The organism is Streptomyces sp. SJL17-4 (assembly GCF_036826855.1).
Lineage (GTDB): Bacteria > Actinomycetota > Actinomycetes > Streptomycetales > Streptomycetaceae > Streptomyces.
Genome location: NZ_CP104578.1, coordinates 539,216 through 562,581, shown reverse-complemented (window position 1 = coordinate 562,581; position 23,366 = coordinate 539,216). Strand labels below are relative to the sequence as shown.

Sequence of the window (23,366 nt, the reverse complement as noted above, 5' to 3'; positions counted from 1 at the left end):
CCGCCTGCCACGCACCTCCAGGGAAAGGCCACTTCGTACGATGTTTGACGTCGAGTCGTCGGACCGGAACACCCCCTCCGGCCTCCCCGTCACCGGCGGGCAATCCGGCATCTGGCTGGCCCAGCAGATCGAACCGGACAGCTCCGCCTACAACATCGTGTTCGCGCTGCACCTCCGCGGCGCCATCGACCTCGACCGCCTCACCGTCGGCGTCCGCCAGGCCGTCGAAGAGGCCGAGTGCCTGCACGTACGGGTCACACCCGGCGACGACGGGCCGCGCCAGACGCCCCGTACCCTCACCCTCCCCGTCGACGTCACGGTCGTGGACCTGCGCGATGCCGCCGACCCCGACGAGGCCGCCGCCGCGTGGATGGCCGCCGACCGCGACCGCCCCGTCAACCTCGCGCTCGACCCGCTGTTCGCCCACGCCCTGCTGCGGCTCGCCGACGACCGCGTCCTGTGGTGCCAGCGCTACCACCACATCGTGATGGACGGGATGGGCGTCGCGCTCATCACCCGGCGGGCCGGCGAGCTGTACACCGCGGGGGCCGAGGCGTCCGAGCCCCGTGACTGGTCGCTCTCCCGGCTCGTCGCCGCCGACCGCGCGTACCGCGCCTCCGAGCGGCACGCCGCCGACCGCGCCTGGTGGCTGGAACGGATGGCCGGGCGGACCGAGCCCGTACGGCTCGTCGACCGGGCCGCCACCCCCATGACCCGACGGCTGCGGCGGACCGCCGCGCTGTCCCCCGAAACCGTCGAACGGCTGGACGCCGCCGCCCGGACCGCGGGCGTGCGTCCGTCCCGGCTCCTGCTCGCGGCCGTCGCCGCCTATCTGCACCGCGCCGGCGGCGAACAGGACCTCGTCCTCGGACTGCCGGTCGCCGCCCGCGAGGCCGAGGTCTCCGCGACCGTCCCCGGCATGGTGTCCAACATCGTCCCGCTGCGCCTCGCCGTGCACCCCGGCACCACCGGCGCCGCCCTCGTCGCCCAGGTGCGCGAGGCCGTCGCCGACGCCGTCGCCCACGGGCGCTACCGCGCCGAGGACCTGGCCAGGGAACTCGGCCTCGTCGACGGCGTCCCGGAACTCGTCGGGCCGACCGTCAACATCCTGCCCCGCTCGGAGGACCTGCGCTTCGCCGACCACCGGGCAGAGCTCCGCCCGGAATGGCTCGGCCCGGTCAGCGACCTGGCGTTCAGCTTCGCCGAGGGCACGGACGGCCGCGGACACACCGTCCACCTCGACGTGGACGCCGACGTCTGCGACGCGGCCACCCTCGCCGACCACGAGCGCCGCTTCCTCGCCCTCCTCGACGCCCTCACCGGTGACCTGGACCGCCCCGTCGGCCGTATCGAACTCACCTCCGACGCCGAACGCTCCCGTCTCCTCGACGATTTCGGCGTCGCGCCCCGCGAGGCGCCCGAACTGTCCTGGCCCGCCGCGTTCGAGCGACAGGTCCGCCGCAGCCCCGAGGCCGTCGCGCTCGTCTGCGAGGACCGGGAGCTCACGTACGCCGCACTCGACGACGCCGCCGACCGGCTCGCCCGTCTCCTCCGCTCCCGGGGCGTCGGCGCCGAGGACGTGGTGGGCGTGGCCCTGCCCCGCTCACCGGAGCTCGTGGTGGCCCTGCTCGCCGTGATGAAGGCCGGCGCCGCCTATCTGCCGCTGGACGCGGACCACCCGCAGGACCGCATCGCCTACATGCTGTCCGACGCCGGGGCCCGCACCGTCGTCACCGTCCGCGACCTCGCGGGCGACCTCCCGGAGACAGCGGGAATCAGTCATCTGCTGCTCGACGACCCGGCCACCGAGGCCGCCCTCGCCGCCGCCACCGACCCCGCACCGGGACCGGTGGTCGCCCTCGGCCAGGCCGCGTACGTCATCTACACCTCCGGCTCGACGGGCCGCCCCAAGGGAGTCGTCGTTTCGCACGACGGCGTCGGCAGCCTCATCGCCACCGCCACCGACCGGATCGGCGTCACCGCCGAGAGCCGGGTCGTCCAGTTCGCCTCCGTCGGCTTCGACGTGACGGTCTGGGACCTGATCATGTCCCTCTGCGTCGGCGGCCGGATCATCCTCGTCCCCGCCGAGCGCCGGGTCGCGGGCCCCGCGCTCACCGAGTACATCGCGCGCCACCGCGCCACCCACATGATCCTGCCGCCCTCGCTCGTCTCCGCGCTGCCGCAGGAGTGCGAACTCCCGCAGGGCGCCGTCCTCGTCGTCGGCACCGAGGCGGTCCCCAGCGAACTGATCGCCCGCTGGGACGGCCGGCTCCGGGTCGTCGTCGCGTACGGACTCACCGAGGCGACCGTCAACTCCACGCTCTGGCTCGCCGACCCCGACCGCCCGGGACCCGCGCCCATCGGCCGCCCCGACCCCAACACGCGCGCGTACGTCCTCGACACGGCGCTCCGGCCCGTCCCCGTCGGCGCGGAGGGCGAGCTGTACGTCTCCGGGCGCGGCCTCGCACGCGGCTACCTGGGCCGCCACGCGCTGACCTCCGAGCGGTTCGTCGCCGACCCGTACGGGCCTCCCGGCACCCGCATGTACCGCACGGGCGACCGGGTCCGCTGGGGCGCCGACGGCAACCTGGAGTTCCTCGGCCGCGCCGACGGCCAGATCAAGATCCGCGGCCACCGCGTGGAGCCGGGCGAGATCGAGAGCGCCTTCATGGCCTGCGAGGGCATCGCCCAGGCCGCCGTCCTGGCCCGCGAGGACCACCGTGGGGTGAAGCGGCTGGTCGCGTACCTGGTCCCGGAGGGCGCGACGGCCGACACGGGGACGGAGGCCGGGACCGCCGAAGCGGAGACCGAAGTCGCGACCACCGAGGCCGGGACCACCGAAGCCGCGACCGGCGTGGCCGGCACCGTCGCCGGCACGGACCCCGGCTCCGGCTCCGCAGTGGCCGCCGCACGCGCCCGCGTGACCGACGCCCTGCCCGAGCACATGGTGCCGACCGCCGTCGTCGTCCTCGACGGCCCGCTGCCGCTCACCCCCAACGGCAAGCTCGACGCCAAGGCCCTGCCCGAGCCCCGCTGGACCTCCCTGACCGGCACCGACACCCCCAGCACCCCCGCTGAGACCGCGCTCGCCGCACTGTTCGCCGACGTCCTCGGCCTGCCGTCCGTCGGCGTCCACGACAGCTTCTTCGAACTCGGCGGCGACAGCATCGTCGCCATCCAGCTGGTGAACCGCGCCCGCGAGGCCGGGCTCGCGATCACCCCGCGCGACGTGTTCCGGAGTCGGACCGTGGCCGCCCTCGCCCGGACCGCCGGCGAGACAGCCCCCGCCCCGGCCCGGCCGCGGGTGGAGCTCGACCCGGACGCGCTGCCGGTCTCCCCACTCCAGGAAGGTTTCTTCTTCCACGCCGAGTTCGACCACCAGACCGCCGACCTCTACTTCGTCCAGGAACTCCTCGACCTCGCCGGGACCGTCGACCCCGACCGCCTCCGCCGCGCGCTCCAGCTGCTCCTCGACCGGCACCCGCTGCTGCGCGCCTCGTTCCGGCAGCTCCCCGGCGGCGAGGTCGTCCAGCGGCTCGCCGACCACGTGACCCTCCCCTGGCGCGAGGCCGACACCGCCGAGACCGGCCTGGACGACATCCTCCGCGCCGACCGCGCCGAGCGGTTCGCCCTCGACCGCCCCCCGCTCCTGCGCGCCACCCTCATCAAGGACGGCCGGCACCACCGGCTCCTCCTGACCCTCCACCACATCGTCGCCGACGGCTGGTCGGTCGCCGTCCTGCTGCGGGAACTGACCGACGCCTACCGGGGCGCCGCACTGCCGGAACCCGTGGCCCCGGAGCCGTACCTCTCCTGGCTCGCCGGCCGTGACCGCGACACCGCACGCGACGCATGGCGACAGGCCCTCGCCGGCCTCGACGGCCCGACACGGCTCCCCGCGCTCACCACCCCGGGTGACGACACGGCCGAAGCGCCCGCCCGCCCCGAGCACGTCGACACCCGCCTGCCGAACGACCTCAGCGACGCGCTGACCACGTACGCCAGGACCCACGGCCTCACCCTGAGCAGCGTCTTCCACGGCGTGTGGGGGCTGCTGCTCGGCGCGCTCACCGGCGGCCGGGACGTCGTCTTCGGCACCACCGTCTCCGGGCGGACCACCGAGGTCGCGGGCCTGGACTCCGCCGTCGGCCTCTTCATCAACACCGTCCCCGCCCGGGTGACCCTCCGCCCCGAGGAGACGCTGACCGAGCTGCTCCGCCGCGTCCAGGACGAGCACGCGGCCCTCCTCGACCACCAGCACCTCGGGCTCGCCGACATCCAGCGGATCGCGGGCGGCGGCGAACTCTTCGACACCCTCGTGGTGTTCGAGAACTACCCGGGCGGAGACGGACAGGACGCGGGGGAGGCGCTGGTCACCGGCGCCGAGGTGCTCGACGCCGTCCACTACCCGCTCGCGCTCGTCGTCGAGCCCGCCGCCGAAGGCCTGCTGCTGCGGTTCAAGCACCACGCCGCCCGGCTCGACCAGGTGGCCGTGGCCGTCCTCGCCAACCGGTTCACCGCCCTGCTGCGGACCGTGGTCGCCGAGCCCGACCGGCTCGTCGCCCGGACCGACCTGCTGTCCGACCGCGAGCGCGCGCACCTCACCGAGCTCAACGCCACCGCCCACCCCGTCCCCGAAGCGACGCTCACCTCGCTCTTCGCCGACCGGGTGGCCCGTACCCCGCACGCCCCGGCCGTCGTCTTCGACGACACCACCCTCAGCTACGCCGAACTCGACCGGCGGGCCGAGGCCCTGGCGCGGCGACTGCGGGAACGCGGCGCGGGACCCGAGGAGTACGTGGCCGTCGCCGTCCCGCGCTCGGCCGAGCTGATGGTCGCACTGCTCGGCGTCCTCAAGGCGGGCGCCGCCTATCTGCCCGTCGATCTCGACTACCCCGCCGACCGGGTGGCGTTCATGCTCACCGACTCGGGCGCGCGGCTCGTCGTGACGACGGCCGAGGCGGCGGGGCGGCTGCCCGCCGTGGCGGACCTCGAACAGGTCGTCGTGGGCGAGGAGGCCCCGGAGAGCACCGCACCCGGCACTCCGGTACGGGCCGCCGGCCCCGACCACCCCGCCTACCTCATCTACACCTCTGGCTCCACCGGCCGCCCCAAGGGCGTCGCCGTCACCCACCGCGCCATCGTCAACCGGCTCGCCTGGATGCAGGGCGCGTACGGGCTCACCGCCGACGACCGGGTCCTCCAGAAGACCCCGTCCAGTTTCGACGTGTCGGTGTGGGAGTTCTTCTGGGCGCTGACCGAGGGCGCGACCGTCGTCCTCGCCCGCCCGGACGGCCACCGCGACCCGGCGTACCTGGCCCGTCTCATCGCCGAACGAGGCATCACCACCACGCACTTCGTACCGTCGATGCTGGCCGCGTTCGTCCAGGCCATGGAGTCGACCCCGGACGCCCCCGACTGGGCGGCGAGCTTGCGCCGGGTGTTCTGCAGCGGCGAGGCCCTCGGCGGAGCCGACGCCCGCCGCTGGTGGGAGCTGACCTCACGCTCCGGGCGCACCCCCGTACCCCTGCACAACCTGTACGGCCCCACCGAGGCGGCCGTCGACGTCACCTTCTTCCCGTACGAGGGAGGCGCCGAGCCGGCGGTTCCGATCGGCCGGCCCGTCTGGAACACCCGGCTGCACGTCCTGGACCCGTTCCTGCGCCCGGTGCCCGACGGGGTGCCCGGGGAGCTGTACCTCGCCGGCGTCCAGCTGGCCCGCGCCTACCACGACCGCCCCGCCCTCACCGCCGAACGGTTCGTCGCCGACCCGTCCGGGGCGCCGGGGGAGCGGATGTACCGCACCGGCGACCTGGTGCGCCGCCGCGCCGACGGCGCCGTCGAGTACCTCGGCCGCACCGACCGCCAGGTCAAGATCCGCGGCAACCGCGTCGAACTCGGCGAGATCGAGACCGCCCTCGCCGCGCTGACCGGCGTGGCCCGCGCGGCCGTGATCGTCCGCGACGGCGCCCTCCTCGGCTACGCCGTCCCCGCCCCCGGCGCCACTCCCACCTCCGAGGCCCTCCACACGGCCCTCACCGAGGCGCTGCCCGCCGCCATGGTGCCGAGCGCCGTCGTCGTCCTCGCCGAACTGCCGCTGACGCCCAGCGGCAAGCTCGACCAGAACGCCCTGCCCGCACCCGAGATCGCGCCCCGGGCCGCCGGCCGCGCGCCGCGCGACGACCGCGAGCGCGCCCTCTGCGAGATCTTCGAGGCGGTCCTCGGCGTCCCCGGAACCGGCGTCGACGACGACTTCTTCGTCCTCGGCGGCGACAGCCTCAGCTCCATCGCCGTCGCCACGCGCGCGCGTGAGAAGGGCCTGACCCTCAGCCCCCGCGATGTGTTCGAGCACCGCACCCCCGCCGCCCTCGCCGCGGCCGCCGCCACCCACGGGGACGCCGAGGCGCCCCCGACCACCGACTCCACCGAGGTACCCGTGCACTCCGACGGCGTGACCGTCTCCGCGTCCGACGCCGGGCAGGCAGCCGCCGCGCTCCAGGCCGTCCTCGCCCTCCAGCAGCAGTCCGGCGCCGCCGTCGACCCCGCACTGCGGGCCCTCCTCGACCAGCTGACCGCCGCCGCGCCGCCGATGGCGCCCCCGGCCCCGGAGCCCCCGGCCCCCGCGCCGCTCGGCGGACCGGAGCTCACCCCGGACGAGACCGCCCGCGTCCACGCCGCCGCAGGGCTGCCCGTCGCGGACATCTGGCCGCTCTCCCCGCTCCAGGAGGGCATGTACTTCCACGCCACCTACGACGCGGGCGACGCGCTCGACGTCTACCAGTCCCAGGAGACCCTGGACCTCGACCGCCGGATCGACGCCGACCGGCTGCGCGCCGCCTGCCGCACCCTCCTCGACCGCAACACCGGCCTCCGCGCCGGATTCACCAGCGACGGCCTGCCCGGCCCCGTCCAGTTCATCGTGGACGGCGCCGAGATCCCGCTCGTCGAAGCGGACCTCTCCGGGCTGCCCGCCGAGGAACAGCGCACCCGCACCGAGGAACTCCTCGCCGCCGACCGCAGGCAGCGCTTCGACCTCTCCGCCGCGCCCCTCTGCCGACTGCTCCTCATCCGCCTCGGCGACGGCCGGGACAAGCTCGTCGTCACCCATCACCTCATCCTCTGGGACGGCTGGTCCGCCTGGCTGTTCCTGGAAGAGCTGTTCACGCTGTACGAGCGCGCCGGTGACCCCACGGGCCTCCCGCTGCCCGGCTCGTACCGCGACCACCTCGCCTGGCTGGACGCCCAGGACACCTCGGTCGCCCTCGACGCCTGGCGCGGGGCCCTCGCCGGTTTCGACGAGCCGACGCTGCTCGCCCCGTCCGGACGTGACACCGGCCCGGTCATCCCGGTGGACTTCGACGCGCTCCTCACCCAGGAGGCCGGTGACCGGCTCCGTACCGTCGCCCGCAGGCACGGACTCACCCTGAACACCGTCCTCAACGCGGCCTGGGCCCTGGTGCTCTCGGCCATGACGGGCCGCGCCGACGTCGCCTTCGGCACGGCCGTCGCCGGACGGCCGGCGGACGTCCCGAACGTGGCCGGCATCATCGGCATGTTCCTCAACACGGTCCCCGCCCGGGTCGCCTTCACCCCGGACGAGCCCCTGCTCGCCCTGCTGCGCCGCATGCAGTCCGAGCGCGCCGCCGTCATGCCGTACGAGTACGTGGGCCTGGGCACCCTCCAGCAGGAGTCCGGTCACCGCCGCCTCTTCGACACCCTCTTCGTGCTCCGCTCGGCCGACGGCGAGGACCGCGCCGCCGCCCTCCGCGAACGCCACGGCATCACCGACGTGTCGAACGTGGACGGTACCCACTTCCCGCTCACCCTGATCGTCACCCCGGGCGCCCGCCTGAAGGTCACCCTGGCCGCCCGCCCCGACCTCTTCGACGCGGACGCCGCCGGCACGATCCTCGCCCGGTTCACCACCGTCCTCGACCGTCTCGGCGAGGCCCTCGCGGGGCCCACCGCCGAAGCCGCGCGCACCGTCGGCGTGGACCTGCTGCTCCCGGAGGAGAGCGCGGCGCTGGCCATCGCCCGGGAGTCGGGCCGCGAGCCGGTGCCGGACGAGACCGTCGCCGACATGCTCACCGCCCAGGTCGCCCGGACCCCGGACGCCGTCGCGCTGGTCTTCGGCGAGCGCGCCCTCACGTACGCCGAACTCGACGCGCAGGTCAACCGGCTCGCCCGGCTGCTGCTCGCCCGAGGCGCCGGCCCCGAGAAGGTCGTGGCGCTCGCGCTGCCCCGGTCCATCGAGATGGTCGCCGCGCTCTTCGCCGTCCTGCGGACCGGCGCCGCGTACCTGCCGCTCGACCTCGACCACCCCGCCGACCGGCTGCGGCTGATGGCCGAGGACACCGGACCCCTCTGCCTGCTGTCCACCACCGCCGTCGCCCCGACGCTGCGGCGCGAGGACGGCCCCGTCGCCCTCGAAGTCCTCCTCGACGACGAGGCCGTGCTCGCCGAGCTCGCCGCGCTGTCCGGGGACGGGATCACCGACGCCGAGCGGCCCGCGTTCGCCCACGGGGTGCCCGGCCGCCTGGAGTTCCCGGCGTACGTCATCTACACCTCCGGTTCCACCGGCCGCCCCAAGGGCGTCGTCACCCCCTACCGGGGCCTGACGAACATGCAGCTCAACCACCAGAAGGAGATCTTCGACCCGGCCATCGCCTCCGCCGGCGGCCGACGCCTCCGCATCGCGCACACCGTGTCCTTCGCCTTCGACATGTCGTGGGAGGAGCTGCTCTGGCTCGTCGAGGGCCATGAGGTGCACGTCTGCGACGAGGAACTCCGACGCGACGCCGAAGCACTGGTCGCCTACTGCGACGAGCACCGCGTCGACGTCGTCAACGTGACGCCCACCTACGCCCAGCTCCTCATCGAGGAGGGCCTCCTCGACCGGGACGAGGCCGCGGGCACGCACCGCCCGGCGCTCGTCCTGCTCGGCGGCGAGGCCGTCTCCGACACCGTCTGGACGCAGCTGCGGCGCACCGAGGGCACGTACGGGTACAACCTCTACGGCCCCACCGAGTACACGATCAACACCCTCGGCGGCTCCACCACCGAGAGCGCCACCCCGACCGTCGGCAGGCCCATCCGCAACACCCGCGCCCATGTCCTCGACACGATGCTGCGGCCCGTCCCCCCGGGCTGCCCCGGCGAGCTGTACATCGCCGGCACCGGCCTCGCCCGCGGCTACCACGACCGGGCCGCGCTGAACGCCGAGCGGTTCGTGGCCGACCCCTACGGGGAGCCCGGCGAGCGCATGTACCGCACGGGCGACCTCGTCCGGCAGCGCCCCGACGGCCTGCTCGACTTCCTCGGCCGCACCGACGACCAGGTCAAGATCCGCGGCTACCGCATCGAACTCGGCGAGATCTCCTCGGCCCTGTCCGCCCACCCCGAGGTCGCCCACGCGGCCGTCGTCGTCCACGAGACCGCCGGCACCAAGCGCCTCGTCGGCTACTTCGTACGCGAGGACTCCACGTCCGGTGAGGACGCGGACCTCGTCCAGCGGCTCCGCGACCACCTCAAGTCCCGCCTCCCCGACTACATGGTGCCCACGGCCCTGGTCCCCGTCGCCACCCTGCCGCTGACCGTCAACGGCAAGCTCGACGTCAAGGCCCTGCCCGCGCCCGACCTCACCGGCACGGGCACCAGCCGCGCACCCCGCACCCCGCGGGAGGAGACCCTGTGCGGGCTCTTCGCGGAGGTGCTCGGCATGCCGGCCGGCAGCGTCGGCATCGACAGCGACTTCTTCGACCTCGGCGGACACTCGCTCCTCGCCACCAGGCTCGTCAGCCGGGCCCGTACCGCCCTCGACGCCGAGCTGGCGATCCGAGACCTGTTCGAGGCGCCGACCGTCGCCGAACTCGTCGAGCGCGCAGCCGCCTCGCGGGGTGCCGCCCGCCCGGCGCTCGTCGCGGCCGAGCGCCCCGACGAACTGCCGCTCTCGCACGCCCAGCAGCGCCTGTGGGTCATCCAGCAGATCGAGTGCACCTCCGCCGCGTACAACTTCCCGCTGGTCATGCGGCTGCGCGGCACCTTCGACCGTACGGCGTGGAGCGCAGCCCTCGCCGACGTGACCGACCGGCACGAGGCTCTGCGGACGCTCTTCGCCGAGCGCGAGAGCGACGGCCAGGCGTACCAGCGGATCCTGCCCGCCGGTGCGGCCACCCCGGCCGTCGAGCACCTGCGCGCCACCGAGGACGAGCTCCCCGGCCTCGTCGACGCGGCCGTCCGGCGGCCCTTCGACCTCGCCTCCGAACTCCCCATCCGCGCCACGGTCGTGGAGATGGCGCCCGACGAGCACGTCGTCGTCCTGCTGCTCCACCACATCACCACCGACGAGTGGTCCGACCGCCCCTTCCTGCGGGACCTGACCACCGCCTACACCGCCCGCCTCGCGGGCGCCGCGCCCGACTGGGAGCCGCTGCCCGTCCAGTACGCCGACTACGCCCTCTGGCAGCAGAAGCTCCTGGGCGACCCGGCCGACCCCGACAGCCTCGCCGCCCGGCAGCTGGAGCACTGGCGCACGGCCCTGGCCGGCGCCCCCGAGGAACTGGAACTCCCCACCGACCGGCCGCGGCCCGCCCGCCCGGCCTTCACCGGCGCCGAACTCGACATCACCTTCGACCGCACCGTCCACGAGGGCCTGCGGCGACTCGCCCGCGACACCGGCGCCAGCATGTTCATGGTCGCGCACGCGGCCGTGGCCGCCCTGCTCCACCGCCTCGGCGCCGGGACGGACATCCCGCTCGGCGCGCCCATCGCGGGCCGCGGCGACGAGGCCCTGGACGAGCTCGTCGGCTTCTTCGTCAACACCCTGGTGCTCCGCACCGACCTCGGCGGAGACCCGTCCTTCACCGAACTCCTCGGCCGTGTCCGGGAGACCGACCTCGCCGCGTTCTCCCATGCCGACGTGCCCTTCGAGTCGGTCGTGGAGAAGCTCAACCCGACCCGCTCCCTCGCCCGGAACCCGCTGTTCCAGGTGATGGTCGGCTACCACGCCCGTACGGACGAGGCCCTGCGGCTGCCCGGACTCGAAGCCGGCCATCTGCCGCACCGGATCGGCACCGCCAAGTTCGACCTCGTGTTCAGCTTCACCGAGCACACCTCGGCCGACGGCGCCGGCGACTCCCTCGGCTGCCGCCTGGAGTTCGCCACCGAGCTCTTCGACCAGGAGACCGCCGAGCGCATCGGCGACCGCCTCGGCAGGCTGGTCGCGACCCTGGTCGCCGCCCCCGACCGGCCGCTGTCCGAGGCCGGGATCCTCACCGACGAGGAGCACCGCCTCGTCCTGGAGGGCTTCAACGGGCTGCCCCGCGAGGTCGACGAGAAGACCCTCCCGGCGCTCTTCGCCCGGTGGGTGGCCGAGCGTCCCGACGCCGTCGCCGTCGTCGAGCGCTCCCGCTCGGTGACGTACGCCCAGCTAGACGCCCGCGCCAACCGGCTCGCCCGGCTGCTCGCCGCCCGCGGTGTCGGTGCCGAGAGCGTCGTCGGCGTGGCCGTGCCGCGCTCGGTCGACATGATCGCCACGGTCGTCGCCGCCCTGAAGCTCGGGGCCGCGTTCCTGCCGCTGGACCTCGTCCACCCCGGCGACCGCCTCAGCTACATGATCGAGAACTCCGGCGCCGCCGTCGTGGTCGGCACCGAGCCCGTCGCCGGGAAGATCCCCGACGTCGACGGCGTCCCGGTGCTGCTGCTCGACGCCCCGGACGTCGCCGCCGAGCTCGACGCCCTGCCCTGGACCCCGCCGGCCGGCGGCCCGGCGGGCCTCGACCAGGCCGCGTACGTGATCTACACCTCCGGTTCGACCGGCCGCCCCAAGGGCGTCGTCGTCCCGCACGAGGGCATCGCCAGCCTGGTCGCCACGGCGGTCGACCGGATGGGTCTGGAACACGACAGCCGGGTCCTCCAGTTCGCCTCCATCGGCTTCGACGTCTTCGCCTTCGAACTGGCCATGGCCCTCTGTAACGGCGGACGGCTCGTCCTCATCACCGACGAGGCCCGGGTCGCCGGACCCGCCCTCACCGACTTCCTCGAAGACCAGCGGATCACCCATATGATCCTGCCGCCCTCGCTGGTGTCGGCCCTGCCGCCCGGCTGCCGACTGCCCGAGGGGTCGACCGTCCTGGTCGGCACCGAGACCGTGCCGCCGGACCTCTTCGAACGCTTCGGCGCCACCGCGAACCTGATCTGCGCGTACGGGCTCACCGAGGCGACCGTCAACTCCACCCTGTGGCCCGCCCGCGAGCACGGCGGCCGCGCCACCGGCCGGGTGCCCATCGGCCGCCCGGACCCCAACACCCGCTGCTACGTCCTCGACGAGCACCTCCGGCCCGTCCCGCCGGGCGTGATCGGCGAGCTGTACGTGGCAGGGCGCGGCCTCGCCCGGGGCTACCTCGGGCAGGCCGGGCTCAGCTCGGAACGGTTCGTCGCCGACCCGTACGGCGCCCCCGGCAGCCGGATGTACCGCACCGGCGACCGGGCCCGCTGGCGCGCCGACGGCAACCTGGACTTCCTCGGCCGGGTCGACACCCAGGTCAAGATCCGCGGCTTCCGCATCGAACTGGGCGAGATCGAGGCCGCCCTCGCCGGGCACCCCTCGGTCGCCCAGGCCGCCGTCCTGCCCGACCGCGACGGCGACATCGTCCGCCTCGTCGGCTACGCCGTACCCGAGCCCGGCGCGGACCTCGCCCTCGACCCCCAGGAACTGCGCGCCCACGTCGCCGCCGTCCTGCCCGAGTACATGGTCCCCGCCCTCGTCGTCCCGCTCGACGGCCCGCTGCCGCTCACCCCGAACGGCAAGCTCGACCAGAAGGCGCTGCCCGCGCCGGACTGGTCGGCGATGACCGGAGACGCCGTCCCCGCGACCGAGACGCAGGCGCGCATCGCCGACCTGTTCTGCGAGATCCTCAAGCTCGACGGCGTCGGCGTGCACGACAGCTTCTTCGCGCTCGGCGGTCACTCCATGGCCTCCATGCGGCTCCTGGGCCGCATCCGTGCCGAGTTCGGCGTCGAGCTGAGCATCCGCGACGTCTTCGACGCCCTCACCGTCGCCGGCATCGCGGGCAAGCTGGAGGGCGCGAGCGCGGCACGTCCCGCCCTGCGCCCGGCCGCGCCCGGGACCGCCGACGGCACGGAGCCGCCGGTGGCACCCGTACAGCGGTGGCAGTGGCAGGCGTACCGGCGCGATCCCGGCTTCGACCACGCACTCGTGCTGCGCTCGCCCGGCGGCCTGGACGCCGACGCACTCGCCTCGGCGCTCGCCGACGTGACCGCCCGCCACGAACCGCTCCGCACCGCCTTCGCCGACCACGAAGGAACCCTGGTCCGCCGGGCCGTCGAGGCGCCGGACCTGGCCGTCGAGCAGTGCGCGGACCTCGACGCACGGCTCGCCGAACTGGCCGCCTCCGCACCGGACCTGGAGCGGGAGGCCCCGCTGCGAGCCCGGCTGCTCACCGACACCGACGGAGCCCAGGCGGTGCTGCTGACCCTGCACTACCTGGCCGTCGACGAGTGGTCGGTGGTCCCGCTGTTCCGCGACCTCACCACCGCGTACGGGGCGCGGACGGCCGGGCGGTCACCCGACTGGGCGCCACTTCCCGTGAGTTACGGCGACTACGCCCGCTGGGCCCGCGAGGTCCTCGGAGACCCGGCCGACCCCGACAGCCGCGCCGGCCGCCAACTGGCGTACTGGCGGCGGACGCTCGCCGACGCACCCCGGGAACTGGGACTGCCCACGGAGGCACGGACCTCCGTCCCCGCCCAACGGGGGAGCCGGGCCGCCGGAGTCGTCGAGTTCATGCTCGACGAGCGGCTGCACGCGGATGTGGACCGGCTCGCGCAGGCCACCGGCACCAGCATGTTCATGGTGCTGCACGCGGCCCTCGCCGCCCTGCTCACCAGCCACGGGGCGGGCACCGACCTGCCCATCGGCACGATGGTCGCCGGGCGCGGCGACGACCAGCTCGCCGACCTCGTGGGCTGCTTCTTCAACACGGTCGTGCTGCGCACCGACACGGCGGGCGACCCGACGTTCGCCGAACTCCTGACCCGGGTACGGGAGACCACGCTGAGCGCCCTCGACCGGCAGGACGTCCCCTTCGACGAGGTCGTCCGCACGGCCGGTCTGCGGCCGGAGGGCCCCCAGGTGATGGTGATCCACCACGAGCAGGCCGACCTGGAACGACTGGAGGGCGGCGTCGGTGACCTGGTCGCCGTGCCGACCGGATCCACCCGCGCGGAGCTGACCCTCAGCTTCTACGAGCCCCGCGGCGAAGGGCCCGTGCACTGCGGCCTGATCCACGCGACGGACCGGCTCGGCGCCGAGAAGACGCGTCGGCTCGCCGAGGAACTGCGGGCCCTGCTGCGCGCCGTGACGGACGACTCCGAACAGCCCCTGTCCCAGCTGTTCGGTGTGACACACAAGAGGAGTGAGAACGCATGAGCACCAACCCGTTCGAGGACCCGCAGGGCCGCTTCCTGGTTCTGGTCAACGACGAGAACCAGCACTCGCTGTGGCCCTCCTTCGCCGAGGTCCCCGCCGGGTGGCGGACCGTCTTCGGCGAGGACACCCGTGAGGAATGCCTGGCCTACGTGGAGACCCACTGGACCGACCTGCGCCCGGCGAGCCTCATCGCCGCCCTCCAGGACTGACCAGGGGTCACGACGAGAAGGGGCGGTACGACGCATCGTCGTACCGCCCCTTTCCCCGTGGTCGCGAGGCCGCCGGCCCGCGCGCCCCGGGGGGAGACCTCAGCGGCCCGGCGCGACCGGGACCTCCGCCGAGGCGCCGCCGGTGTCCGCGTCCTTCGCCGGGTGCGGCACCTTCTCCCCGGGCTTCCGGCGGCTGTCGGACCACGCGGCCCACAGATCCGCGTACCGGCCACCGGCCGCCACGAGTTCCTCATGGGTGCCGGTCTCGACGACACGTCCCTGGTCGAGCACGACCACCCGGTCGGCGGCCGCGGCCTGCGGCAGCCGGTGCGCGACGAGCAGTCCCGTACGGCCCTCCAGGGCCCGCGCCGCCGCGTCCTCCAGGACCCGCGCGCCGGCACTGCCCGCGTCCGCGGTGGCCTCGTCGAGGATCGCGATCGGCGGATCCGCCAGCACCAGCCGCGCCAGGGCGAGATGCTGGGCCTGCGTGACCGTCAGCCGGTGCCCGCCCTCGCCGACGACGGTCTCCAGGCCCTCGGGCAGGCCCCGCGCCCACTCCAGCGCCCCGACCCGGTCCAGCGCCGCGTGCAGCTCCTCCTCGGACGCCTCGGGCCGGGCCAGGCGCAGGTCGTCGGCGAGGGTCCCGGCGAAGACGTGCACCTCCTGGCTGATGAGGGCCACCGCCCGCCGGACCCCGGCCGGGCCCAGCTCCCGGGCGTCGACCCCGCCGAGCGCGATCGAGCCCTCGGTGGGGCTGTGGACGCCCGCGATGAGCTTGGCCAGGGTCGTCTTGCCCGCGCCGCTGGCTCCCACGAGCGCCACCCGCTCCCCGGCACGCACCCGGAGGTCCACCGTGTGCAGGACCGGGGCCCCGGAGCCGTACGCGTGGCTGAGCCCGGACACCTCGACCGACCCGTCCGCGAGGGCGCGCCGCTCCTGGGGCTCCCGCTCGGCCGGGAGGTTCGAGACACCGACCAGGCGGGCGAAGCTCGCCCCCGCCGACTGGGCGTCGTCCAGGAGGAACAGGGTCGCGTTGATCGGGTTGAAGAGGCTGTGGAAGTACAGCGCGGCGGCCGTGGCCGTACCGATGCTGACCGCGCCCCGGTCGACCAGGACGAATCCGGTGCCGAGCATCGCGGCGAGCCCGATGAACTCGGCGAGGTTGAGCCGGGAGAAGAACCCGGTGACGATGTGGATGCCTCGCAGACCCAGATCGCGCGCCGCCTCCGACCGCTGCTCCAGGAGTCCCGTATGGGTCTTGTTCAGCCGGAAGGCGCGGACGGTCCGGACGCCGCCGACGCTGTCAAGCAGCTGGTGCTGCAACGCGCCGGTGGCGATGCGGTGTTCGCCGTACACCGGGGCTGCCCGGCGCAGGTACCAGCGCACCGAGAGCACCTGGACCGGCGCGGCGAGCAGCGCCGCGATCAGGAACCGCCAGTCGAGGACGGCGAGTCCGGCGAAGGTGAGCAGGATGGTCAGGGCTGAGCGGCTGAACTCCGGCAGCGCCTGCCGCACCGACTTGCCGATCATCGACACGTCACTGGTGACCCGGGAGACCAGGTCGCCCGAGCCGGCCGCCTCGACCCGGTCGAGCGGCAGTCGCAGCGCCCGCTCGATGAACTGCTCGCGCAGGGCGGCCAGTACGGTCTCGCCCAGCCGGGCGACGAGCGTGCTGCCGACGGCCGCCGCCGCGCCCCGGGCCACGGCGACGACGACGAGCAGGACCAGGGGGAGGGTGAGGGCGGACGCGCCCCGGTGTTCCACCACGAGGTCGACGATGTGTCCGAGCAGCGGAGCGGTCAGCAGGCCGATGGCGGTGCCGGCGACCAGGACGACGATCGCGGCGATGCCGAGGAGCCGGTGACCGTGCAGCATGGCGCGGAGCGCGGTGAGCGACTCGGCGCCGGTGGCGGTCGGCAGGAGCACGCGGTCCGGGCTGGTTCCGCTCATGGTCTGGTCCGTCTCTCTCTCGCGTCCTTCGTCCGCCTTCGTGCCGTCGGTGAGCGTCATGCCAGCACCGCCGCTCGGTAGGTCGCGTCGGCGGCGAGGAGTTCGGTGTGGTGACCGGCGGCCCGTACGGCACCGTCCTCCAGGACCACCACGCGGTCGGTCACCGCGAGGAGCGCGGGGCTCGTGGTGACGAGGATCGTGGTGCGGTCCCGTCGGACCTCGCGCAGCCTGGCGGCGATCCGCGACTCGGTGACGGTGTCGACCGCCGTGGTCGGGTCGTGGAGGACGAGCACCGGCCGGTCGGCGGCGAGCGCTCGGGCGAGCGCGACACGCTGGCGCTGGCCGCCCGAGAGCGAACGGCCCCGTTCGGCGAGGAGCGTGTCCCCGCCGTCGGGGAGGAGCCGGGCGACGTCGTCGGCCGCCGACGCCTGGAGCGCGCGCTCGACGGGGGCCGGGCCGTCGCCTGTCGCGGCCCCGGCACCTGCCCGTACGTTGTCGAGCAGGGTGCTCTCGAACAGGTCGGCGTCGTGGTGGGCGACCAGGACCACGCGGCGCAGCGCGTCGGGGTCGAGCGAGGTCAGCGGGGTGCCGTCGAGCTCGATCGCCCCCTCGGCGGGGTCCGCCTCGCGGGCCAGGCAGACGAGCAGGTCGTTGGCGGCGGCCGGGTCCCGGGCGACGACTCCGGTCAGGCTGCCGGCCGGGAGGTCGAGGTCCACACCGCGGAGCGCGCCGAGCGACACCCCGCGCAGGGCGACGTGTCCGGCGGCCGGGTCGGCGGGCGCGTCGTGCCCGGCCTCGACGGTGACGGGCGAGGCGAGGACCTCGGCGATCCGCTTGGCCGACGCCCGGCCCTGGGCGAGTTCGGCGTTCACGTAGGTGAGCAGCTGGAACGGGCCGAGGAGGAACTGCGCCAGACCCACGGCGGCGACCAGGTCGCCGACGCTGATGCTGCCGTCCATGGCGAGATACGCGCCCACCACACCGATCACGGCGATGAAGACGCCGGTCAGCGCGAGGATCGCGCCCTCGTGGCCTGCCCGGCTGCGGGCGGCGCGCAGCGCGGCGGACAGCGAGTCCTGGCTCGTGGTGCGGTAGCGGGCCACCGCGGCCGACTCGGCGCCCATCCCCTTGAGGACGCGCAGTCCCGTGACGAGGTCGGCGGCGACGCCCGAGGCGTGGGCGGCGTGCTCCTGCTCGGTCTCGCTGCGCCGTTCGAGCGGCCGGCTGATGCGGTGCCCGAGCCACAGGAGCGGCGGGATGCCGAGCAGGACGAGCAGACCGAGCGGGACGGAGATGTTGATCAGCGCCACGGCGCTGATCACGAGGGCCGCCACCGCGGACACCCCGTACGAGATCACGGTGGCCACCGAGCCGACGCGACGGGCGTCGTTGGTGGCGATGCTGGTCAGCGCGCCCGGGAGCCGGTTGGCGTCGGCGCCGCCCCGGGGGTCGAGCACCCGGGCCGCCAGATCGAGCCGCAGCTTGTGCGCGGCGAGCTCGCCGGTGCCCTCGCCGATCCGGGCGCTGGTGCGGTAGCAGGTCGACAGGACCAGGAACAGCACGGCGAGGACGATCAGCAGGCGCAGCAGCGCCGAGGAGGAGCCGGTGGCGACGGCCGTGTCGATGGTGACGCCGATGACCACCGGCACCAGGGCCTCACAGCCCTGGTGGGTCATGCCGAGCAGGGATGCCGCGATGACTCGGCGGCGTTGTCCTCTGATCGCTTGGCGGAGGACAAGTCCCCCCGTCGGTCCGCCCGTTGGCATGTGACTCCTTCACGGAGGGGTGGGATGGTTAGGTAAGCCTACTCTGACCGGAGGGCCGGGTGGTGCGGTCCGGCGGAGTGCGGTGGAGGTTTGTCCCGGGTGGCGCGGAACGGGTCCTGTTCGGCGCGTTGACCACTCGGAACAGTTCGGTTAGCCTCACCTAAGTCGTGGCCTGTCGGTCTGTCGCGCCGCGGGCTCGCCGTACATCTGAACCGCCGCCAGGGGGAGTTGTCGTTGTCCGTCGAATCCCGGGTGGTGTCGGGACAGCAGGCCGAGGGGCGCCCCGAGGGCAAGGCCGGTGATCCCTCCGATCCCGTCGGCCCGCCGCGCATCGGCCGCGCCGGGACCGCGGCCCGTGGCTTAGGCCTGCTCCTCGCCCTCGCCGCGCTCGTCCTCGTCGGACTCCTGAGCGTCTGGGTCGGCACCCGAGGCATCCCCTTCACCGCCACGTGGGACGCCCTGTGGAACCCCGACGGCTCCGAGACCTCGGTGATCATCCACGACTACCGGATCCCCCGTACCCTCCTCGGCATCCTCGTCGGCACCGCCCTCGGCCTGGCCGGCGCCCTGATGCAGGCCCTGACACGGAATCCGCTCGCCGACCCCGGCATGCTCGGAGTGAACCTCGGCGCCTCCGCGGGCGTCGTGGTGGCCATCGCCTTCGTCGGCATCTCGGCCCCGCTCGGCTATGTGTGGTTCGCCCTCGCCGGCGCCGCCGCCGCGTCCGTCGGCGTCCACCTGCTCGGCTCCTCGGGACGGAAACTCGCCTCTCCCGAGCGGCTCGTCGTCGCCGGCGCCGCCGTGACCGCCGTGCTCTACGCCTTCAACTGGGCGATCCTGCTGCTCAATCCGCGGGCCTTCGACCAGTTCCGGTTCTGGACCGTCGGTTCCCTCGCGGGCCGCTACTACGACATCGTCGTGATGGCCCTGCCGTTCATCGGCATCGGCTTCATCGTCGCCCTCGTCCTCGCCCCGTCACTCAACGCCCTGGCCATGGGCGACCAGGTCGGCCGGGCCCTCGGGGTGAACATCGGCCTGACCCGCGCCCTCGGCGCCGTCGCCGTGATGCTGCTGTGCGGGGCCGCCACCGCCGCCGCCGGACCGATCGGCTTCATCGGCCTCGCCGTGCCGCACATCGCCCGCTTCGTCGTCGGCCCCGACCAGCGATGGGTCTTCGCGTACTCGATGCTGATCGCCCCCGTCCTCCTCGTCGGCGCGGACGTCATCGGCCGGGTCCTCGGCGCCCCCGGCGAGGTGCAGGTCGGCATCGTCACCGCGTTCATCGGCGCCCCCCTGTTCATCGCCCTGTGCCGTCGCCGAAAGCTGGTGATGCTGTGACCGCCGTACGGGAGACGAAGACCTCCGCACCCGACCCGACGCCCCGTGCAGGGCCGGGCGGGGCGACCGCGCCGGACCTGCCCCGTGTCATCACCGGCCGGGTCGTCCGTACCCGCTCCGGGAGCATCTCCCTGCGCGTCCAGGGCCGCACCGCCGCCGTCACCGCGGCCCTCCTCGTCGCCCTCCTCGTCGTCGCCGGCATCACCCTGACCACCGGCGACTTCGACCTCTCCGTCGGCGAGGTCGTCCAGGCGCTGACCGGAAACGGGACCGGCATCGCCGACTTCGTCGTCAACACCCTCCGGATGCCACGCCTCGTGACCGCCCTGTGCGTCGGCGCGGCCCTCGCCGTCAGCGGGGCCATCCTCCAGAGCATCACGGGCAACCCGCTGGGCAGCCCCGACATCATCGGCTTCACCAACGGCTCCGCCGTCGGCGCGCTCGTCGTCATCGTCATGCTGCACGGCAGCATGACCGAGATCGCGCTCGGCGCCCTCGTCGGCGGCCTCGGCACCGCCCTCGCCGTCCATCTCCTCATGATCGGCCGCGGCATCCAGGGATTCCGCCTCGTCGTCGTCGGCATCGGAGTCAGCGCCCTGCTCCTCGCCGTCAACTCGTACCTGATCACCAGGGCCACCTTCCAGGAGGCCCTGGAGGCCCAGGCCTGGCTCATCGGCAGCCTGGGCAACCGGCTCTGGACGCACGCCCAGGCCATCGGCATCGCCGTCGCCGTCCTCCTGCCCCTCGCCTTCTTCCTCTCCCGCCGACTCTCCATGGTCGAGATGGGCGACACCACCGCCATGGCCCTCGGCGTCAACGTCTCCCGCACCCGCACCGTCCTGCTCGTGATCAGCGTCGCCCTCGCCGCGTTCGCCACCGCGGTGACCGGCCCCATCTGGTTCGTCGCCCTGGCCGCGCCCCAGGTGGCCCGCAAGATCACCGGCTCGTCCGGCCCCGCCCTGCTGCCGTCCGCCCTCATGGGCGCCGTCATGCTCGCCCTGAGCGACCTCGCCGTGCAGCGCGTCTTCGCCCCCGCGCTCCTCCCGGTGGGCACGGCGACCGGCTGCGTCGGCGGGCTCTACCTCATCTGGCTACTGGTCACCGAGTCGCGAAAGAGCCGCGCATGACAGCAACGAACCGTCCGGCCTCCCGCCTGCGTGCCGAGAACCTGACCCTCTCCTACGACCAGCGGACGGTGGCGACCGACCTCGACGTCGCGATCCCGGACCGCTCCTTCACGGTCATCATCGGACCCAACGCCTGCGGCAAGTCCACCCTGCTCACCGCCCTCGCCCGGATGCTCAAGCCGCGCGCCGGACAGGTCTACCTGGACGGCGCCGCCATCGCCTCGTACCGCTCCCGCGAGGTCGCCCGCCGGCTCGGACTGCTCCCGCAGTCCTCCACCGCGCCCGGCGGCATCACCGTGGGCGACCTGGTGGCCCGGGGCCGCTACCCCCACCAGGGCCTCCTGAGGCAGTGGTCCGCCGACGACGAGACGGCCGTGGTCGAGGCGATGCGGCAGACCGGCGTGCTCGAACTCGCCGACCGCCCCGTCGACGACCTGTCCGGCGGCCAGCGCCAGCGCGTCTGGCTCTCGATGGTCCTGGCCCAGCAGACCGAGATCCTGCTCCTCGACGAGCCGACCACCTTCCTCGACATCGCCCACCAGGTCGAGGTCCTCGACCTGTGCGCCCAGCTCCACGCCCAGCAGGGCCACACGGTCGTCGCGGTCCTGCACGACCTCAACCAGGCCTGCCGCTACGCCACCCACCTCATCGTGATGCGACCCGGCGGCATCATCGCGGCCGAGGGCGACCCGAAGACGGTCATGACCGCGGAACTCGTCGAGGACGTCTTCGGCCTGCCGTGCCGGATCATCCCCGACCCCGAGACCGGCACACCGCTCATGGTGCCCGCCGCACCCAAGGGGTACGCCGCCGCGGCCGCGACCACCGCACACCTCGACACCGCGATGGCCAAGACCACCTGACGACGGGAACGGACCACCCATGCTCTGTACGAGGCTGACGAATGCGCGCATTCTCACCATGGACCCGGACCACCCCGTCGCCCACGACCTCGGCATCTGGCGGGGACGCATCGTGGGCCTGGACGAGGCCGTGACCTCGCTGCCCGCCCGCGAGGTCGTCGACCTCCAGGGCGCCACCGTGCTGCCCGGCTTCATCGACAGCCACGTCCACCTGGCATGGGCCGGACTGAAGGCGAACACCCCCACCATCGCCCCCTGCGAGCGCGTCGACGACGTCCTCGCCGTCATCGCCGAAGCGGCCGACCGCGCCGCCGAGGGCGCCTGGGTGGACGTCGCCGGATACGACCAGCGGGCCCTGGGCCGCCACCTCACCGCCACCGAGATCGACCGCGTCGCCCAGGGCCGCAGGATCTTCCTGATGCACGACTCCGGACACGCCTGCGTCGTCAACAGCGCCGTCCTCGGCCTCCTCCCGGCCGAAGTGCCGCACCAGGACGGCTTCCTCGCCGAGAGCGCCATGACCGCCGTACGGCGACTCCGGCTGCCGTACTCCCAGGAGGAACTCGCCGACGCGATCGAGCGCGCCGGCCGCACCTGCCTCGCCGAGGGAATCACCGCCTGCGCCGAGGCCGGCATCGGAGGCGGCCTGCTCGGACACAGCCCCGTCGAACTCGGCGCGTACCAACTCCTCAGGGACCAGGGCCGACTGCCCCTCCGCGTCCAGCTGATGGCCGCGGGCGACACCCTCCGCCCGCGCGCCGCGCACCGGAACGACGGCATCCCGCGCGCCCTCGACCTCGGGCTGCGCACGGGCTTCGGCGACGACTGGCTCTCCCTCGGAGCCCTCAAGATCTACACCGACGGCGGCATGATGGCCCGTACGGCGGCGCTCACCGAACCGTACGAGGGCATGTCCCACACCGGACAGTTCCAGGACGCCCCCGACCGGATCGCGGACCTCATCGTCGACGGCCACCTCGCCGGATGGCAGCTCGCCGTCCACGCCATCGGCGACCGCGCCGCCGACCTCGCCCTGGACGCCCTGGAGCGCGCGCAGCAGCTCCGGCCCCGCCCGGCAGCCCGGCACCGCGTGGAACACGCGGGGCTGATCCGCCCGGACCAGCTGCCCCGCTTCGCCCGGCTCGGCGTCAGCGCCGTGATCCAGCCCCACTTCCTCCGCTCCTTCGGCGACGACTACGCGGACGTCATGGGGGAGCGGCGGGCGCCCTGGATGTACCGGGGCCGGGGCTTCCTCGACCACGGCGTCACCCTCGTCGGCAGTTCCGACCGGCCGGTCACGGACGGCTCGCCGCTGCGCGCGATCCAGTTCATGGTGGAACGCACCTCCTCCTCCGGCCGGCCGATGGGCCCGGACGAGGCCATCACCGTCGACGAGGCCCTGCACGCCTACACGGTGGCCGGTGCGTACGCCTGCCACTGGGACGACAGCGCGGGCAGCCTCACGCCCGGCAAGCGCGCCGACCTGGTGGTCCTCGGGGACGATCCCCGGGCCGTCGAGACCTCGCGGATCGGGGAGATCGAGGTCGTGGCGACGTACGTCGACGGGCGGACCGAGCCGGCGAAGGGCTGACGCCCCGCACCTGGACGAGGCCGACCGCGTGGCCCCATGGTCGGGGGCCACGCGCTCGGGGCCCCACGGTGGG

Annotated in this window: 8 protein-coding genes; 6 read left to right on the top strand and 2 right to left on the bottom strand. The window is 74.1% G+C overall.

Annotated features, from left to right (window positions below; translation table 11 throughout):
* Window positions 1–40 precede the first annotated feature (40 nt).
* Both N5875_RS02280 and N5875_RS02275 read left to right on the top strand, forming a co-directional pair.
* Entirely contained in the window at window positions 41–14,449 is a 14,409-nt protein-coding gene (locus N5875_RS02280; protein WP_338491518.1) for an amino acid adenylation domain-containing protein, read from the top strand.
* Entirely contained in the window at window positions 14,446–14,658 is a 213-nt protein-coding gene (locus N5875_RS02275; protein WP_318210526.1) for an MbtH family protein, read from the top strand. The genes N5875_RS02280 and N5875_RS02275 overlap by 4 nt, the downstream gene beginning before the upstream one ends.
* 99 nt (window positions 14,659–14,757) lie before the next feature.
* Here N5875_RS02275 and N5875_RS02270 read toward each other — a convergent pair whose 3' ends face one another.
* Both N5875_RS02270 and N5875_RS02265 read right to left on the bottom strand, forming a co-directional pair.
* Window positions 14,758–16,608 (bottom strand): ABC transporter ATP-binding protein, encoded by a 1,851-nt coding sequence (locus N5875_RS02270; protein WP_318210525.1) that lies wholly within the window; start codon window positions 16,606–16,608, stop codon window positions 14,758–14,760.
* 56 nt (window positions 16,609–16,664) lie between these two features.
* Complete coding sequence (locus N5875_RS02265) at window positions 16,665–18,374, bottom strand: ABC transporter ATP-binding protein (RefSeq protein WP_318210524.1); 1,710 nt, start codon at window positions 18,372–18,374, stop codon at window positions 16,665–16,667.
* Between the two features lie 228 nt (window positions 18,375–18,602).
* On the opposite strand from N5875_RS02265, the gene N5875_RS02260 reads away from it, so the two are divergent.
* From N5875_RS02260 to N5875_RS02245, 4 genes are read left to right on the top strand one after another with little or no spacing between them, the layout of a single operon-like run.
* Window positions 18,603–19,712: an iron chelate uptake ABC transporter family permease subunit gene (locus N5875_RS02260; RefSeq protein WP_338491517.1), complete on the top strand. Its 1,110-nt coding sequence runs from the start codon at window positions 18,603–18,605 to the stop codon at window positions 19,710–19,712.
* The gene (locus tag N5875_RS02255) at window positions 19,709–20,839 is read left to right on the top strand and encodes an iron chelate uptake ABC transporter family permease subunit (RefSeq protein WP_318210522.1); all 1,131 of its coding nucleotides are present in this window, start codon (window positions 19,709–19,711) and stop codon (window positions 20,837–20,839) included. The genes N5875_RS02260 and N5875_RS02255 overlap by 4 nt, the downstream gene beginning before the upstream one ends.
* Window positions 20,836–21,702, top strand: a complete 867-nt coding sequence (locus N5875_RS02250; protein ID WP_318210521.1) for an ABC transporter ATP-binding protein — start codon at window positions 20,836–20,838, stop codon at window positions 21,700–21,702. Before N5875_RS02255 ends, N5875_RS02250 begins: the two co-directional genes overlap by 4 nt.
* A gap of 19 nt (window positions 21,703–21,721) precedes the next feature.
* Window positions 21,722–23,293 (top strand): amidohydrolase, encoded by a 1,572-nt coding sequence (locus N5875_RS02245; protein WP_318210520.1) that lies wholly within the window; start codon window positions 21,722–21,724, stop codon window positions 23,291–23,293.
* The last annotated feature ends 73 nt before the right edge of the window (window positions 23,294–23,366 follow it).